This is a genomic window from Dietzia sp. CH92 (assembly GCF_032248695.1).
Classification (GTDB): domain Bacteria; phylum Actinomycetota; class Actinomycetes; order Mycobacteriales; family Mycobacteriaceae; genus Dietzia.
Genome location: NZ_JAVHXC010000010.1, coordinates 32,532 through 48,073, shown reverse-complemented (window position 1 = coordinate 48,073; position 15,542 = coordinate 32,532). Strand labels below are relative to the sequence as shown.

Below are 15,542 nucleotides of genomic sequence, written 5' to 3'. Positions count from 1 at the left end.
TTCCAGGCGTCGGGGTGGCCGAATCTGCAATGAACCTAGGGCATCAGGGGATCGTCACAAAATGAATCGCGCATGAATGGTCAGTGTGCCGCCGAGTCCCAGTCGGGACCGGTTCCCGTCGACACGTCCAGCGGGACATCCAGCTCGATGGCGGAGTACATACGGTCCACCACCAGGTCGCGCACCTCGTCGAGCTCGCCCGGGGCGATCTCGAGGACCAGTTCGTCATGGACCTGCAGCAGGAGGCGACTGTTCAGTCCGCGTTCGGTGAGGTCCGCGTCGACCTTGAGCATCGCGGCCTTGATGATGTCGGCGGCCGTGCCCTGGATGGGCGCGTTGAGGGCGGCGCGTTCGGCGTTCTCCCGCTTGAGACGGTTGTCCGAGTTGAGCTCGGGCAGGTAGCGGCGACGACCGAAGAGGGTCTCGGTGTACCCGTCCTTGCGGGCCTGCTCCACGACGGCCCGGAGGTAGTCACGGACCCCGCCGAAGCGGGAGAAGTAGGCCTCCATCTGCTCGCGCGCCTCGCCCTGGCTGATGCCGAGCTGTGCGGCGAGTCCGAACGCGCTGAGTCCGTAGGCGAGGCCGTAGCTCATGGCCTTGACGCGGCGCCGCAGCTCCGGGGTGACCTGGTCGATGGGGACGCCGAACGCCCGGGAGCCGACGAACGAGTGGAGGTCCTCGCCGGTGCGGAACGCCTCGATGAGCCCGGCGTCTCCGGACAGGTGCGCCATGACGCGCATCTCGATCTGGCTGTAGTCGGCGGTGAGCAGGCAGTCGTATCCCTCGCCCACGACGAACGATCCGCGGATGCGTCGCCCGTCCTCGGTGCGGACCGGGATGTTCTGCAGGTTGGGGTCCGTCGACGACAACCGCCCCGTCGCGGCGACGGTCTGGTTGAACGTGGTGTGGATGCGCCGGTCGTCCCCGATGGTCTTGATGAGCCCCTCGACGGTGGTGCGCATCTTGGTGGTCTCGCGGTGGAGCAGCAGGGCCTCGAGGAACGCCCGACCCGGGGTGTCGCCGGTCTCCTTGGCGAGGAGTTCCTCGAGTGCCTTGGCGTCGGTGGTGTACCCGGTCTTGGTCTTCTTGGTCTTCGGCATGCCGAGGGTCTCGAACAGCACCACCTGGAGCTGCTTGGGCGACCCGAGGTTGATCTGCTCGCCGCCGATCGCGGCGTAGGCGGCCTCCGCGGCCCGCCGTCCGCGGTCGGCGAAGTCGTCGCGCAACCCGTCGAGCGCGGCGGCGTCGACCGCGATGCCGATGGACTCCATCCGGGCGAGCACGGGGACGAGCGGCAGTTCCATCTCCGCCATGAGTGTCGCCCCGTGCACCTGTTCCAGCTCCACGTCCAGTCGCTCGGCGAGATCGACCACGGCGCGGGCCCGGGTCGCCGCGGCGTCGGCGGCCTTCTGCGCCGCCTCGGCGTCGTCGACCTCGTCGAGCAACGACAGCTGCTTCTCCGCGGCCTCCGCCTCGGGTAGCTCACGGCGCAGGTGTCGTTGGAAGAGCTCGGCGAGGCCGTAGCTGCGCTGGCCCGGGCGGACGAGGTAGGCCGCCAGTGCGACGTCCATGGTGACGCCGCCGAGCCGCAGGCCGCGCCCCATGAGCGCGTGGGTGGCGGCCTTGGCGTCGTGCACCGCCTTGTGCACGGCGTCGTCTCCGAGCCAGCCCTGCAGGGCCTGCTCGTCCTCGGGGCCGATCATCGCCAGGTCGAGGTGGGCGGAGGCGCCGCCCGCGGCGGCGATGGTGACTGTCTGGGCGTCGCCCGCGCCGGGTCGGGAGGGGCCGACGACGACGAGGCCGTGCCGCTGCCCGGCCGGCGCGTGGGCTGCGAGCCAGTCGGAGACCTCGCCCGCGTGCAGGAGCGCGGCCTGCTCCAGTTCGACCTCGGCGGCGGGCTCCGGCGCCCCCTCGGGCAGGAACGCCGACAGGAACCGGTCGCGGGCCTGGGGGCCGAACTCCAACCGGTCGAACAGGGCGTTGACGTCGCCCCGCTCCGGGGTGGAGCGGGCCAGGTCGGTCAGCTCGACGCCCAGGTCCAGGTCGCGGGTGAGTTCGGTGATACGGCGGTTGAGCTGGACCTGCGGGAGGTGCTCGCGGAAGCTCTCCCCCACCTTGCCCTTGATCTCGTCGGCGTGGGCGATGAGCTCGGACAGGCTGCCGTACTGGGTGATCCACTTCGCCGCGGTCTTGTCGCCGACCTTCGGCACCCCGGGGAGGTTGTCGGAGTTGTCACCGCGCAGGGCGGCGACATCCGGGTACTGCGTCGGGGTCACGCCGTACTTCGACTCGACGGCCTCGGGCGTGTACCGCGCGAGCTCGGAGACACCCTTGACCGGGTAGAGCACGGTGACCGAGTCGGTGACCAGTTGCAGCGCGTCGCGGTCCCCGGTGCAGATGAGGATCTGCGCGTCCCCCACCCGCGCCGCGTCGGTGGCGAGCGTCGCGATGATGTCGTCGGCCTCGTGACCCTCCAGCGAGAGCGTGCGCACCCCGAGCGCTCCGAGGGCCTCCTGGATGAGCTCCACCTGCCCCTTGAACTCCTCCGGAGCGGCCGAGCGGGTGGATTTGTACTCGGGGTACTCGGCCGTGCGGTGCAGCGTCGCGCGCGAGACGTCGAACGCCACGGCGAGGTGCGTGGGCTCCTCCTCGGTGACCAGGTTCGCGACCATCGACAGGAAGCCGTAGACGGCGTTGGTGTGCTGGCCCGAGGCCGTGGAGAAGTTCTCCGCCGGGAGCGCGTAGAACGCGCGGAACGCGAGTGAGTGTCCGTCCAGGAGCAGCAGACGGGTGGGCCCGTCCCCCGTGGCGCCCCGGGGCGCGGTGCTGGCGGCGGTGTCGGAGTCTGTGGTCTGGCTCGTGGTGCTCACACGGCCACTCTAGGGCGGGCGTCGGACAGGCGCTCATCGGTCGTCGGTTAGACTTCCCGACCAGCGGCTCACCCCGCTCGCCCCCGTAGCCCAATTGGCAGAGGCAACGGATTCAAAACCCGTCCAGTGTCGGTTCGAGTCCGACCGGGGGCACGGTGACGGCCCGGCCCACACGACGCGATCGTGTGGGCCGGCGGTCGTCGTACCGGTTTCGGTACCTCAGCCCTCGAGGTCGCCCTTGAGGTTGGCCAGCAGCTGGTGCTGGATGCGCTTGAGCCCTGCCGGTGCGAAGGTCCGCTCGAAGAAGCCGCCCACGCCCCCTGCACCCTCCCACGACGTGGTCATCTCGACCAGGGATCCGCCGGTGGCCTCCCGGACGGTGTAGGTCGTGGCCATCGAGGAGTTCTCGTCCTTCTCCACCAGCGACCAGTGTGCGCCGGCGTCGTCGACCGTCACCGTCGCCTTGACGTCGCGGTTGCGCTTCTTCGTGGCCTGCAGGTTCCAGGCCGCGACGGTCCCGTGCCCCTGGCCGCCCTCGATGAGGCGGTAGGCGCTGAACTGCTCCGGCTGGATCCGGGGGCGGACCTGGGCGTAGTCGGCGATCGCCGTGGTCACGGCGTCGACAGGGGCCTCGATGACAATCGTGTTGGTGGCGGTGACCCTGGCCATGGTGATGACTCCTCCTCATGAGGTCCGACCGTGTCGCACCGCCCGCGGTGGCGGAGGTGGCGCCGGGGAGCGCGTCAGACCCACCCCATCCTGCCCGACGACGGAGCGAGGTAGCGGCCCGCGGCGGCACCGCCCGGCGTCACACCGGACGGGCCACCGCGGGCCGGTCGCTCGCGCGGGGTGTCAGTGCCCGCGCCTGATCCACTCCTCGAGGTGCGGGGACTCGTCCCCCACCTTGGTGCCGTCGCCGTGACCGGTGTGCACCAGCGTCTCCGCCGGGAGCGTGAGGATCCGCTCGCGGATGGAGGTGATGATGGTCGGGAAGTCCGAGTACGACCTCCCCGTCGCGCCCGGGCCACCGGAGAACAGCGTGTCGCCCGAGAACAGGACGCCCGCCTCGGGCACGTGGAAGACGCACGACCCCGGCGAGTGACCGGGGGTGTTCATCACGTCGACCCGCGTCCCGGCGATCTCGAACTGCTGGCCGTCCTGCAGATCCCCGTGGGAGACGTCCGGGTGCGTCTCGTCCCACAGCATCTTGTCGCCCGGGTGGACGAGGATCGGCGCATCGAGCTTCTCCGACAGCTCCGGTGCCACGGTGATGTGGTCGTTGTGGGCGTGCGAGCACAGGATTCCCTTGACCCTGCGCCCGCCGACCGCGTCGATGATCGGTTGAGCCGTGTGGGCGGCGTCGATCACGAACACCTCGGAGTCGTCCCCGAGGATCCAGATGTTGTTGTCCACCTCCCACTCTCCACCGTCGAGTGCGAAGATCCCGCTCGTGACCACCTTCTCGATGCGCAGCCCGCCGGCGTGGCCGGCACTGGTGTAGGTCTCGCTCACAACGTCACCACCGATCGCAGTACGGAACCGGACTTCATGGCCTCGAACGCCGCCTCGACGGCGTCGATGCCGATCCGCTCGGAGACGAACTTCTCCAGCGGGAGTCGACCCTGCAGGTGCAGGTCGACGAGCATCGGGAAATCCCTCTCGGGCAGGCAGTCGCCGTACCAGGACGACTTGAGCGAACCTCCGCGCCCGAAGAAGTCCAGCAACGGCAGCTCCAGCCGCATCTCCGGCGTGGGGACCCCCACGAGCACGACCGTCCCGGCGAGATCACGGGCGTAGAACGCCTGCTCGTACGTCTCGGGCCGGCCGACGGCGTCGATCACCACGTCGGCACCGAAGCCCCCGGTGAGCTCCTGGATCGCGGCCACCGGGTCCGTCTCGCGCGAGTTGACGGTGTGGGTCGCACCGAAGTCCTTCGCCCACTCGAGCTTGGTGTCATCGATGTCCACCGCGATGATCGTGTTGGCGCCGGCCAGGTGGGCACCGACGATCGAGGCGACGCCCACACCGCCGCAGCCGATCACCGCGACGGACTGACCGCGGGACACCTTGCCCGTGTTGATGGCGGCGCCGATGCCCGCCATCACGCCGCAGCCGAGGAGCCCCGCGACCGCGGGGTCGGCCTCGGGGTCGACCTTCGTGCACTGCCCCTCGTGCACCAGCGTCTTGTCGATGAACGCGCCGATCCCGAGGGCCGGCGTGAGCTCGGTGCCGTCGGTGAGGGTCATCGACTTCGACGCGTTGCGGGTGTTGAAGCAGTACTCCAGCTGTCCGCGCTTGCACGCGCGGCACTCTCCGCACACCGCGCGCCAGTTGAGGACGACGTAGTCCCCCTCCGCCACGTGGGTCACCCGCTCACCGACGGTCTCCACGATGCCGGCGGCCTCGTGGCCCAACAGGAACGGGTACTCGTCGTTGATGCCGCCGTCCCGGTACGCCAGGTCCGTGTGGCAGACGCCGCACGCCTGTACCCGCACGATGACGTCGTTGGGGCCCGGGTCGGGTACGACGACGTCGACGAGTTCGACCTCAGCGCCCTTACTGCGCGCGATGACACCCTTGACGGTCTGCGACATGGATCGCCTCTTTTCCGATAGCTGTGGACTACGGGTCCACTGTGTCAGAAAGTCGCGGGCCACGGCCCCCGACGCAGCGCGCCCCGCCTCCTTCCGGGGAGGCGGGGCGCTGTCGGCGGCACGGCGGGCGGTGCGGGGTCGCGACCTGCCGGTCCGCGGGGCGCGGGCGGGTCGGTCAGACCGCGACGCCGTTGGCGCGCAGCCACGGCACGGGATCGATCCACTGGCCGGCCGGGTTGCGGACACCGAAGTGCAGGTGCGGGCCCGTGGAGTACCCACGGTTACCGACGGTCCCGATGACCTGACCGGCGGTCACCCGCTGGCCGACGGAGACGTGGTTCTGATCGTTGTGGCCGTACTCGAGCAGGTGGCCGTCGTCGGTCTGGATACGGATCCACAGGCCGTACCCGGAGGCGGGACCGGCGGCGACGACGGTGCCCGACTTGGCGGCGAACATCGGTGTGCCGATGGGGGCTCCGAAGTCCGTCCCGTTGTGGAAGGTGCCCCAGCGCGGGCCGAAGCCGGAGGTGATGGGGCCGTAGGTCGGGGCGTGGGCGCCTCCCACGGCCGGCAGGCCGACCGAGCCGAACATCGCCGGGTCGATCGCGTAGTCACGCAGCTGCTCGGGGGACAGCCCCATTCCCTGGACGACGCCCTGCGCCATCTCGGTGAGCTGGTCCACGCCGATCTCGGCGGACTGGGCGGAGGCGGCGGGCGCGGCGGCCAGCGCCGCACCGCCCGTGAGTGCCGCACCGGCGACCGTGCCGGCGACGAGCCGTCCCACGGCGTGGGACGAGCGGGCGGCACGGTGGCGACCGGTGGTCGCGCAGGAGCCCTCGACGCCGAGTCGGTCTGCGAGCTCGGCGAAGGTAATGCGAGTGGCGTCGGACATCAGGGGAAACCTCGGGGTCTGGAGGGGGCTGAGCGGTGAGCCGTCCGGATCCCCGGCGGCCTCCAAGAAGGTAACAGAATTGTCTCGACACTGTCACGCCCACAGCACGAAATAGACGGAAAGCACCGGTGAGCGGGGGTGCTCGCCGGTGCCTCCCGTCGTTATCCGATGGTGACTACCCCGGGCCGCACGTCGCGGCCCCGGCGCAGGTCAGTGGTCGGCCTCGCCGATCCGGTGGACGAGGATGAAGTTGGTCGAACCCTCCACCCCCGGGACGTTGCCCGCGACGATGACGATGAGGTCGTCCTCGTTGTAACCCTCGACCGGCAACAGCAGCTCGTCGGTGACCTTCACCAGCTCCGCGGTCTCGGTGACGCGATCGGTGAGGAACGTCTCGGTGCCCCACGTCAGCGACAGCTGGCTGCGGATGCGCGGGTCACCGGTGATCGCGATGAGGGGCAGGTGGCTGTGCAGACGCGCGAGCCGACGCACGGTGTCACCCGTCGAGGTGACGGCGACGAGCGCCTTGGCTCCGAGCCGCTCCCCGATCTCGCGGGCCGAGTACGAGATCACGCCCCGCTTGGTGCGCGGGATGTGCACCAGATCCGGGGCGGCGGTGGAGTCCGACTCCACGGCCAACGCGATCGAGGACATGGTGCGGACGGCGTCGATGGGGTACTTGCCCACGGAGGTCTCCCCGGAGAGCATGACCGCGTCCGCACCGTCGAGGACGGCGTTGGCCACGTCGGAGGCCTCGGCCCGGGTCGGCCGGGAGTTGGTGATCATCGACTCGAGCATCTGTGTGGCGACGATGACCGGCTTGGCGTTCTCACGGGCGATCTGGATGGCCCGCTTCTGGACCAGCGGGACCTCCTGCAGGGGCAGCTCGACACCCAGGTCGCCACGGGCCACCATGATCGCGTCGAAGGCCAACACGATCGACTCGAGGTTCTTGACGGCCTCGGGCTTCTCGAGCTTGGCGATGACGGGAACGTGGATCCCGACCTCGTCCATGACCTCGTGCACCAGGTCGACGTCCGCGGGTGACCGCACGAAGGACAACGCGATGAAGTCCACTCCCAGGTTGAGGGCGAACCTCAGGTCGGCGATGTCCTTCTCGCTCAGCGCGGGCACGGAGACGTTCATGCCGGGCAGCGAGACGCCCTTGTTGTTGGAGACGGTGCCGCCCTCGGTGACGACGCAGTGGACGTCGTCGCCCTCCACCCGCTCGACGGTCAGCCCGATGTTCCCGTCGTCCACGAGCAGACGATCGCCGGGACGCGCGTCGGCCGCCAACCCCTTGTAGGTGGTGGAGACGCGGTCCTTGGTGCCCTCGACGTCCGCGACGGTGATGACGACGCGGTCGCCCTCCGCCCACTCGTGCCGGCCCTCGATGAACCGACCGAGCCTGATCTTGGGGCCCTGGAGGTCCGCGAGCACGCCGACGGCGCGACCGGACTCGTCGGAGGCCTTTCGGACCCAGTTGTAGTTGGCCTCGTGGTCGGCATGCTCTCCGTGGCTGAAGTTGAGGCGGGCGACGTTCATGCCCGCGTCGACCAGCTCACGGATGCCGGCCTCCGAGGCGACGGCGGGACCCAGGGTGCAGACGATCTTGGTACGACGATTCACCCGACCCAATCTAGCCCCCTCGACCGGCGGGCCGGTTAACCCGAGGTCAACGACCGGCCAACGGGGGTGCGTCGCCGGGGCCGTCGGTCGCGCGGTCGTCGACGGGATCGTCCGCCGCACGCAGTTCCGACGGAGCCTCGCGTCCCCGGCGCGCGCGCCAGAAGTACAGCAGCGCGGCGACCATCACGACCACCGAGACGATGGTGTTGATCCGCAGACCGAACACCTCCGTGGCGGCGTCCGCCCGCAGCAGCTCGACCCAGAAGCGACCGAAGCAGTACAGCGCGACGTAGAGCGCGAAGAGCCGACCGTGACCCAGCCTGAACCGGCGGTCGATCAGCACCAGTGCGACGGCGACGAGGACGTTCCACAGGAGCTCGTAGAGGAAGGTCGGGTGCACGGTCGCGAGCACCTGGCCCGTCGAGCGCCCGATGGTCTCGGAGTAGCCGTACGTCTCGTCGTAGCGCTGGTAGATCTCCAGGGCCCACGGCACGTCGGTCTCCCGGCCGTAGAGCTCCTGGTTGAAGTAGTTGCCCAGACGGCCGATACCCTGCGCGAGCACGACGCCCGGCGCGATGGAGTCCCCGAGCGCGCCGAGTGCGCGGATCCCCTGCTGCCGCAGCCCGATGTAGGCGCCGAGGGCACCGAACGCGACGGCACCCCAGATGCCGAGGCCGCCGTCCCAGATCTTCAGCGCGTCGACCGGATCGCGGCCCTCGCCGAAGTAGCGGTACCAGTCGGTCGCCACGTGGTAGACGCGTCCGCCGACGAGCCCGAAGGGGATTGCCCACAGGGCGGTGTCGATCACGACGCCCTCCCTGCCACCGCGCGCCACCCAGCGCTTCTCGCCCCACCAGACGGCGATGACGATGCCGAGGATGATCCACAGCGCGTAGGCGCGCAGGGGGAAGGGGCCGATCTCCCAGACCCCCTGGGGCGGGCTGGGGATCACGTCCGCGCCGCCGGCCTGCGGACGCCCCGGGCCAGCTCGACGGTCAGCCGCCGGAGCGCCTCCGGCCCCTCGGTCGCCGCGGTGATGAGGGCCGACCCGACGATGACCCCGTCGGCGTAGGACGCGATCTCCGCGGCCTGGTCGCCGTTGCGCACTCCCAGGCCGACACCGCAGGCCAGGTCCGAGACCTCACGGACCCGCTCGGTCAGCACACGGGGGGCGTCCGAGACGACGTCGCGGGCCCCGGTGACCCCCATGACGGCCTGGACGTAGACGAACCCACCGGTGCGGGACAGCGTCATCGCCAGCCGCTCGGGGGTCGACGAGGGGGCGACCAGGAAGACCCGGTCGATCCCGTGGGCGTCGGAGGCGGCGATCCAGTCCTCAGCCTCGTCCGGGATGAGGTCGGGCGTGATCACGCCCGTCCCGCCCGCCGCGGCGAGATCGGCGGCGAACCGCTCGACGCCGTACTGCAGGACCGGATTCCAGTACGTCATCACCACGGGCACGGCCCCGGCATCGGCGACCGCGCGGACCACCTCGAACGTGTCCGCGACCCGGAACCCCGCCTCGAGGGCGGTGTCGGCGGCCGCCTGGATGGTCGGGCCGTCCATCATCGGGTCGGAGTACGGGATGCCGACCTCGATGATGTCGCACCCGCCCTCCACCATCGTCCGGACGGCCTCGATCGACCCCTCGACGGTCGGGTACCCGGCCGGGTAGTAGCCGATGAGTGCGGCCCGGTTCTCCGCGCGGCACCGCTCGAACACGTCACTGAGAACGCTCATCCCTCGACTCCTCCGTCCGCGTACGCACCCTCGCCGTCGTCGGCTCCCCGACTCGAGTCCACCCCTGCCTCCGGTGGCTCCCCACCGCCCAACAACCCGAACCACCGCGCGGCGGTGTCGACGTCCTTGTCCCCGCGTCCGGAGACGTTGACCAGGATCACCCCGACGCCCTCGGCGGCGAGCTGCGCCGCGCCGGCGATCGCGTGCGCGGACTCGATCGCGGGGATGATGCCCTCGGTCCGGCACAGCTGCGCGAACGCGTCCATCGCCTGGGTGTCGGTGACCGGCCGGTACTCGGCGCGGCCGATCTCCGAGAGCCGCGAGTGCTCCGGCCCGACGCCCGGGTAGTCCAACCCCGCGGAGATGGAGTGGGACTCGATGGTCTGACCGTCCTCGTCCTGCATGAGGTGGGCGTAGGAACCCTGGAACACCCCGGGCCGACCCGCGTTGACGGTCGCCGCGGTCCGTCCGGTGTCCACGCCGTCGCCGCCGGCCTCGCAGCCGACCAGGCGCACGGACTCGTCCCCGAGGAACGGGTGGAACAGGCCGATGGCGTTGGAGCCGCCCCCGACACACGCCACGGCGGCGTCCGGGAGCCGACCGGCCTGCTTGAGCATCTGCACGCGGGCCTCCGCGCCGACGATCCGCTGGAAGTCCCGGACCATCGCGGGGAACGGGTGCGGACCGGCGGCGGTGCCGAACGCGTAATAGGTGTCATCGGCGTGGGCGACCCAGTCGCGCATGGCCTCGTTGATCGCGTCCTTGAGGGTGGCCGAGCCGATCTCGACGGCCTCGACCTCGGCGCCCAGCAGACGCATCCGGGCCACGTTGAGCGCCTGCCGACGCACGTCGACCGCCCCCATGTAGATCTTGCACTCGAGGCCCAGCAGCGCACACGCGGTCGCGGTGGCCACACCGTGCTGACCGGCACCGGTCTCCGCGATGACGCGCGTCTTGCCCATCCGCTGCGCCAGCAGGGCCTGGCCGAGCACGTTGTTGATCTTGTGCGACCCGGTGTGGTTGAGGTCCTCCCGCTTGAGGAAGACCCGCGCACCGATCTCGTCGCCGAACCGGGTGGCCTCGTAGAGCGGCGACGGCCTACCCGAGTAGTGCTTCTGCAGCCGGTCCAGCTGATCGAGGTACTCCTCGTCGGCGCGGGCCTTGGCGTAGGCGTCGGTCACCTCGTCCACGACCGCCATCAGTGCCTCGGGCACGTAACGGCCCCCGAACGGCCCCCAGTGGCCGCGCTGGTCGGGCTCGTGTCCGGTGGAGGTGCGGAGCACCTCCCCCATGGTGGGCAGTGACGTCAGATCCTTGGAGTTCACGGCTCCCAGTCTGCCGGAAGCCCACCTCCAGGGACTAGCGGGGTCCCTGCGGGCAGGAGGGGTGAGCACCCGCCGTGGCCAGCGCGTTGCAGGCCGCACGCGGGTCGCCCTGCGTCACGAGCCCCTCGCCCACGAGGACCGCGTCCGCGCCCACGCTGGCGTACGCCAGGAGGTCGGAGGCGTCGCGGACGCCCGATTCCGCGATCTTGACGACATCGGACGGCAGACCCGGCGCGATGCGGGAGAACACGTCGCGGTCCACCTCGAGCGTCTTGAGGTTGCGCGCGTTGACACCGATGACGCTGGCGCCGGCCTCGAGGGCCCGGTCCGCCTCCTCCTCGGTGTGGACCTCCACGAGCGCCGTCATCCCCAACGACTCGGTGCGGTCCAGCAGGGACACCAGCGCGTCCTGCTCCAGCGCGGCGACGATGAGCAGGACCATGTCGGCCCCGTGCGCCCGCGCCTCGTGGATCTGGTACGGACCCACCACGAAGTCCTTCCGCAGGACCGGGATGTCGACCGCCCGGCGCACCGCGTCCAGGTCGGCGAGGCTGCCGTGGAAGCGGCGCTCCTCCGTGAGGCACGAGATGACGCGCGCCCCGCCCTCCTCGTACATGCGGGCGAGCACGGCCGGGTCGGGGATCTCGGCCAGCGCCCCCTTGGACGGGCTGGCCCGCTTCACCTCGGCGATGACCCCCACGCCCGGGTCGCGCAACGCCTTGAGCGCGTCGCGCGGGTCCGGGGCGGACAGGGCCGCCTTCTTCACCGACTCCAGGTCGATGACGGCCTCGCGGGCCGCGACGTCCTCGCGGACCCCGTCGAGAATCGAGTCCAGCACGGTACCCACCGTGACCTCCCTCAGCAGTGATCGGGGCGGAAAGTGTGATCGAGATCAACAATAGAGGTCTCGGGCCGGGTTCGGAGAATCGGGACGGGCCCGGGGCGGCTCACCCGGTCGGATCGCGCCCGTCGTCGAGTTCCTGCCAGAGGTCACGGCCGGTGTCGGCGTCCGGGTCGCCATTCGGACCGGCGTTCACATCATCGTCGTCCCGGCCCCTGTCGGCGCCACCGGCGGCCGCCTCCCCCCGGCGCGCGGCGGGGGTGACGTACCGGTCGTCCCGCCGCACCGGGAGCGCCGGTCGCGCGAGGACGACGATCCCCGCCGCGAGCAGCGCCGCGGCCCCGAACCCGGTGAGCACGGGCCCCGCCGGTCGCGTCGACAACTCGGTGACACGGGACCACTGCGGGATCGACTCCGACCCCTCCGCGCCGGGCCCGGCATCGGTCCGGGCGACCCCCTCGTCGCTCGTGATCACCGAATGGACCCGGTCGGCGTCGACATCACCCACCGACGAGAGCAGCAGCGACGCCGCGGCGACCCCGAGCAGGGCGATCAGCACCCCCACCGCGCGCGCCGCGGCACCCCGCACGAGCGCGACCGCGGCGACCGCGGCCACCGCGCCCAGCGCCAGCGGCACCAGCGCCGGCTGCCAGTCACCGCCGACCAACGCCCGCCGGGCCTCGCCCGACTGGTCGTTGAACGCCACGACGTCCAACCACACCATCCGGGAGGCGATCCACAGCAACGCCGCCCCGACGAGCAGCAACGTGACGGGCGCGAGGAGCCGGGCGCGCCGACTCACCGGGACTCCCCCGCCGGCCGTAGCGTCTCCGCCGCCGAGACGGCCCGCAGGACCGCCATCGCCTTGTTCCGGCACTCCGCGTCCTCGGACGCCGCCACCGAGTCCGCCACGATCCCCGCACCGGCCTGGACGTACGCCGTCCCGTCCTTGATCACGGCCGAACGGATCGCGATGGCCTGGTCCGTGTTGCCGGCGAAGTCGACGTACCCGACCACACCGCCGTACACCCCGCGGCGGGTGTCCTCCAGATCCTCGATGATCTGCAGGGCCCGCGGCTTGGGGGAACCCGAGAGCGTGCCGGCCGGGAAGCACGCGGTCACCGCGTCGATGCCCGTCCGCCCGTCCGCGAGGCGCCCCGTGACCGTCGACACCAGGTGCATCACGTGGCTGTAGCGCTCCACCTGCCGGAACTCGGTCACCTCGACCGTGCCCGGCACGCAGACCCGGCCCAGGTCGTTCCGACCGAGATCGACCAGCATCAGATGTTCGGCGTTCTCCTTGGCGTCGTCCACCAGGTCCTTGGCGAGCAGGATGTCGTGCTCGTCGTCGTCGCCCCTCGGCCTGGTCCCCGCGATGGGGTGGGTCGTGGCGACCCCGTCGACCACGGTGACCAACGCCTCCGGGCTCGAACCCACGATCGTGAAGGCCGTCCCACCGAACCCGTCCGGCCCCGAGCCGTCCGGGATCGTCATGAGGAACATGTACGGACTCGGATTGGTGGTGCGCAGGATCCGGTAGACGTCGCGGGGCGAGGCGTCGGTGTCCACCTCGAAGCGCTGGCTCAACACGACCTGGAACGCCTCGCCGGCGTGGATCTGCTCGATGATGTCGGCGACCCGCGAATGATAGGTCTCCTCGTCGGTGCACCGCCGCACCCGCGGATCAGGGGTGTCGAACACGCTCACCCCGCCGGCGCCCGGCTCCGCCAGGCGCGCCGTCATCGACTCGAGCCGCGCCACCGCGTCCGCGTACGCCTCGTCCACGCGCTGGTCGCTGCCGTCCCAGTTCACCGCGTTGGCGATGAGGTGGATGCGCCCCTCGTGGTGGTCGAACGCCGCCAGATCCGTGGCCAGGAGCTGCACCAGCTCCGGGACCCGCAGGTCGTCCACCGTGTCCGCGGCGATGCGCTCGAGCCGCCGGACGATGTCATAGCCCAGATAGCCGACCATCCCGGACGTCAGCGGCGGCAACCCCACGATCTGGTCGGTCCGCAGCAGCTCGAGGGTGCGCCGCAGCGCGTCCAGCGGATCGCCACCCGTCGGGGCGCCCGCGGGCACGTTGCCCCACCAGGTGGCCTCGCCGACCTCGTCGACGGTGAGCGCGGCCGCCGCCCCACAGCCGATGAACGACCAGCGGGACCACGAACGCCCGTGCTCGGCGGACTCCAGCAGGAACGTGCCCGGCCGGTCCCCCGCCAGCTTGACGTAGGCGGACAGCGGGGTCTCCGAGTCGGCGAGAACCGTACGCACGACCGGCACCACCCGGTGTCCGGCCGCGAGCGACCGGAACTGCTCCAACGTGGTGGTCGCGGTGCTCATCCGAGAGCCTTGCCGCCGATGCCGAAGGACTCATGCGGCATGTCGTTGACGTGGACCCACACCTTCGCCGGATCCTTGCCCGAGGCCTCCGCGTACGCGGCGGTGACCGCCTCGATGACGCGGGCCTTGTCCTCCGCTGTCATGCCGTCGAGCTGGTTGATCTGGATGAACGGCACGGCGCTCAGTCCTCCCCGAGAAGTGTGGCGGTGTCGAAACAGCTGGTCGTACCGTTGTGGCACGCCGCCCCTGTCTGGTCCACGCGCAGCAGGACGGTGTCGCCGTCGCAGTCGATCTCCACGCTGCGGACGTGCTGCACGTGGCCGGAGGTCTCCCCCTTCACCCACCGCTGCCCCCGCGAGCGCGAGTAGTACACCCCACGGCGGGTCGCGAGGGTCTCGGCCAGCGCGGCGTCGTCCATCCACGCCATCATGAGCACCCGACCGGAGGTCGCGTCCTGCACGACCGCCGCGATCAGACCGTCGGCGGTGCGGGAGAGCCTCCCGGCGACCGCGTCATCCAGCACGTACCCGGTCATCGGACGGTGATCCCGTCGTCCGCGAGCGCCTTCTTGACGTCGCCAATGGTCATCTCACCGAAGTGGAACACGCTGGCGGCCAGTACGGCGTCGGCGCCGGCGTGGACGGCGGGCGCGAAGTGCTCGACCGCCCCCGCTCCGCCCGAGGCGATGACGGGGATCGAGACGGCCTCGCGGACCGCCCGCACCATCCGCAGGTCGAAGCCCTCCTTGGTGCCGTCGGCGTCCATCGAGTTGAGCAGGATCTCCCCCACCCCCAGGTCCTGGCCGCGCCGGGCCCACTCGACGGCGTCGATCCCGGTGCCGCGGCGCCCACCGTGCGTGGTGACCTCCCAGCCGGACGGCGTGGGCTCGGAACCCTCGGGCACGGTCCGCGCGTCGACCGACAGCACGATGCACTGCGAACCGAAGCGCCGGCTGAGTTCGGCGAGCAGCTCGGGGCGGGCGATGGCCGCGGTGTTCACGCTGACCTTGTCGGCACCGGCCCGCAGCAGCTGGTCGACGTCCTCCTCGGTGCGGACCCCGCCGCCGACGGTGAGCGGGATGAAGACCTGCTCGGCGGTGCGGCGGACCACGTCGATCATGGTGCCGCGCCCGGAGGACGACGCGGTGACGTCGAGGAACGTCAGCTCGTCCGCGCCCTGGGCGTCGTAGGCGGCGGCGAGTTCCACCGGATCACCGGCATCGCGCAGATCGAGGAAGTTCACGCCCTTGACCACGCGGCCGGCGTCGACGTCGAGGCAGGGGATGACCCGGGTGGCGAGTGTCATGGCCGG

15 protein-coding genes and 1 tRNA gene are annotated in these 15,542 nt (G+C 71.0%); 1 reads left to right on the top strand and 15 read right to left on the bottom strand.

Annotated elements, in window-relative coordinates; all coding sequences use genetic code 11:
* Positions 1 to 80 precede the first annotated feature (80 nt).
* Positions 81 to 2,870: a DNA polymerase I gene (gene polA / locus RWK90_RS16360; protein ID WP_314038685.1), complete on the bottom strand. Its 2,790-nt coding sequence runs from the start codon at positions 2,868 to 2,870 to the stop codon at positions 81 to 83.
* A gap of 79 nt (positions 2,871 to 2,949) precedes the next feature.
* Here polA and RWK90_RS16355 point away from each other — a divergent pair.
* A tRNA-Leu gene (locus RWK90_RS16355) sits at positions 2,950 to 3,023 on the top strand.
* A gap of 66 nt (positions 3,024 to 3,089) precedes the next feature.
* Here RWK90_RS16355 and RWK90_RS16350 read toward each other — a convergent pair.
* From RWK90_RS16350 to hisF, 14 genes are all read right to left on the bottom strand, one after another.
* Positions 3,090 to 3,539: an SRPBCC family protein gene (locus tag RWK90_RS16350; RefSeq protein ID WP_314038684.1), complete on the bottom strand. Its 450-nt coding sequence runs from the start codon at positions 3,537 to 3,539 to the stop codon at positions 3,090 to 3,092.
* Between the two features lie 183 nt (positions 3,540 to 3,722).
* Positions 3,723 to 4,382 (bottom strand): MBL fold metallo-hydrolase, encoded by a 660-nt coding sequence (locus tag RWK90_RS16345; RefSeq protein WP_314038683.1) that lies wholly within the window; start codon positions 4,380 to 4,382, stop codon positions 3,723 to 3,725.
* On the bottom strand, positions 4,379 to 5,464 hold the full coding sequence (locus RWK90_RS16340) for an S-(hydroxymethyl)mycothiol dehydrogenase (protein WP_314038682.1): 1,086 nt from the start codon (positions 5,462 to 5,464) through the stop codon (positions 4,379 to 4,381). The genes RWK90_RS16345 and RWK90_RS16340 overlap by 4 nt, the downstream gene beginning before the upstream one ends.
* 175 nt (positions 5,465 to 5,639) lie before the next feature.
* On the bottom strand, positions 5,640 to 6,356 hold the full coding sequence (locus RWK90_RS16335; protein WP_314038681.1) for a M23 family metallopeptidase: 717 nt from the start codon (positions 6,354 to 6,356) through the stop codon (positions 5,640 to 5,642).
* A 210-nt stretch (positions 6,357 to 6,566) separates the two neighbouring features.
* A complete protein-coding gene (gene pyk, locus RWK90_RS16330) occupies positions 6,567 to 7,985 on the bottom strand; it encodes a pyruvate kinase (RefSeq protein ID WP_314038680.1) in 1,419 nt (472 codons plus the stop codon).
* A gap of 46 nt (positions 7,986 to 8,031) precedes the next feature.
* Positions 8,032 to 8,937 carry a prolipoprotein diacylglyceryl transferase gene (lgt, locus tag RWK90_RS16325; protein WP_314038679.1) on the bottom strand — a complete coding sequence of 302 codons (906 nt, stop codon included), beginning with the start codon at positions 8,935 to 8,937 and terminating at the stop codon, positions 8,032 to 8,034.
* Positions 8,934 to 9,725 (bottom strand): tryptophan synthase subunit alpha, encoded by a 792-nt coding sequence (gene trpA, locus RWK90_RS16320; RefSeq protein ID WP_314038678.1) that lies wholly within the window; start codon positions 9,723 to 9,725, stop codon positions 8,934 to 8,936. Before trpA ends, lgt begins: the two co-directional genes overlap by 4 nt.
* Positions 9,722 to 11,017: a tryptophan synthase subunit beta gene (gene trpB / locus RWK90_RS16315; protein ID WP_314038724.1), complete on the bottom strand. Its 1,296-nt coding sequence runs from the start codon at positions 11,015 to 11,017 to the stop codon at positions 9,722 to 9,724. Before trpB ends, trpA begins: the two co-directional genes overlap by 4 nt.
* 67 nt (positions 11,018 to 11,084) lie before the next feature.
* The gene (gene trpC, locus RWK90_RS16310) at positions 11,085 to 11,897 is read right to left on the bottom strand and encodes an indole-3-glycerol phosphate synthase TrpC (protein WP_314038677.1); all 813 of its coding nucleotides are present in this window, start codon (positions 11,895 to 11,897) and stop codon (positions 11,085 to 11,087) included.
* A gap of 100 nt (positions 11,898 to 11,997) precedes the next feature.
* Entirely contained in the window at positions 11,998 to 12,693 is a 696-nt protein-coding gene (locus RWK90_RS16305; RefSeq protein ID WP_314038676.1) for a TIGR02234 family membrane protein, read from the bottom strand.
* The gene (locus RWK90_RS16300) at positions 12,690 to 14,231 is read right to left on the bottom strand and encodes an anthranilate synthase component I (protein ID WP_314038675.1); all 1,542 of its coding nucleotides are present in this window, start codon (positions 14,229 to 14,231) and stop codon (positions 12,690 to 12,692) included. The genes RWK90_RS16305 and RWK90_RS16300 overlap by 4 nt, the downstream gene beginning before the upstream one ends.
* On the bottom strand, positions 14,228 to 14,407 hold the full coding sequence (locus RWK90_RS16295; RefSeq protein WP_314038674.1) for a tautomerase family protein: 180 nt from the start codon (positions 14,405 to 14,407) through the stop codon (positions 14,228 to 14,230). Before RWK90_RS16295 ends, RWK90_RS16300 begins: the two co-directional genes overlap by 4 nt.
* Before the next feature lie 5 nt (positions 14,408 to 14,412).
* Positions 14,413 to 14,766 carry a phosphoribosyl-AMP cyclohydrolase gene (hisI, locus tag RWK90_RS16290; protein ID WP_314038673.1) on the bottom strand — a complete coding sequence of 118 codons (354 nt, stop codon included), beginning with the start codon at positions 14,764 to 14,766 and terminating at the stop codon, positions 14,413 to 14,415.
* Complete coding sequence (gene hisF, locus RWK90_RS16285; RefSeq protein WP_314038672.1) at positions 14,763 to 15,536, bottom strand: imidazole glycerol phosphate synthase subunit HisF; 774 nt, start codon at positions 15,534 to 15,536, stop codon at positions 14,763 to 14,765. Before hisF ends, hisI begins: the two co-directional genes overlap by 4 nt.
* Between the last annotated feature and the right edge of the window lie 6 nt (positions 15,537 to 15,542).

What these genes read in the sequence shown, in the direction of transcription:
- RWK90_RS16350 (WP_314038684.1), bottom strand. Translation starts at nt 3,539, where the DNA reads ATGGCCAGGGTCACCGCCACCAACACGATTGTCATCGAGGCCCCTGTC.
- RWK90_RS16340 (WP_314038682.1), bottom strand. Translation starts at nt 5,464, where the DNA reads ATGTCGCAGACCGTCAAGGGTGTCATCGCGCGCAGTAAGGGCGCTGAG.
- RWK90_RS16335 (WP_314038681.1), bottom strand. Translation starts at nt 6,356, where the DNA reads ATGTCCGACGCCACTCGCATTACCTTCGCCGAGCTCGCAGACCGACTC.
- trpA (WP_314038678.1), bottom strand. Translation starts at nt 9,725, where the DNA reads ATGAGCGTTCTCAGTGACGTGTTCGAGCGGTGCCGCGCGGAGAACCGG.
- trpB (WP_314038724.1), bottom strand. Translation starts at nt 11,017, where the DNA reads ATGGGGGAGGTGCTCCGCACCTCCACCGGACACGAGCCCGACCAGCGC.
- RWK90_RS16300 (WP_314038675.1), bottom strand. Translation starts at nt 14,231, where the DNA reads ATGAGCACCGCGACCACCACGTTGGAGCAGTTCCGGTCGCTCGCGGCC.
- hisI (WP_314038673.1), bottom strand. Translation starts at nt 14,766, where the DNA reads ATGACCGGGTACGTGCTGGATGACGCGGTCGCCGGGAGGCTCTCCCGC.
- hisF (WP_314038672.1), bottom strand. Translation starts at nt 15,536, where the DNA reads ATGACACTCGCCACCCGGGTCATCCCCTGCCTCGACGTCGACGCCGGC.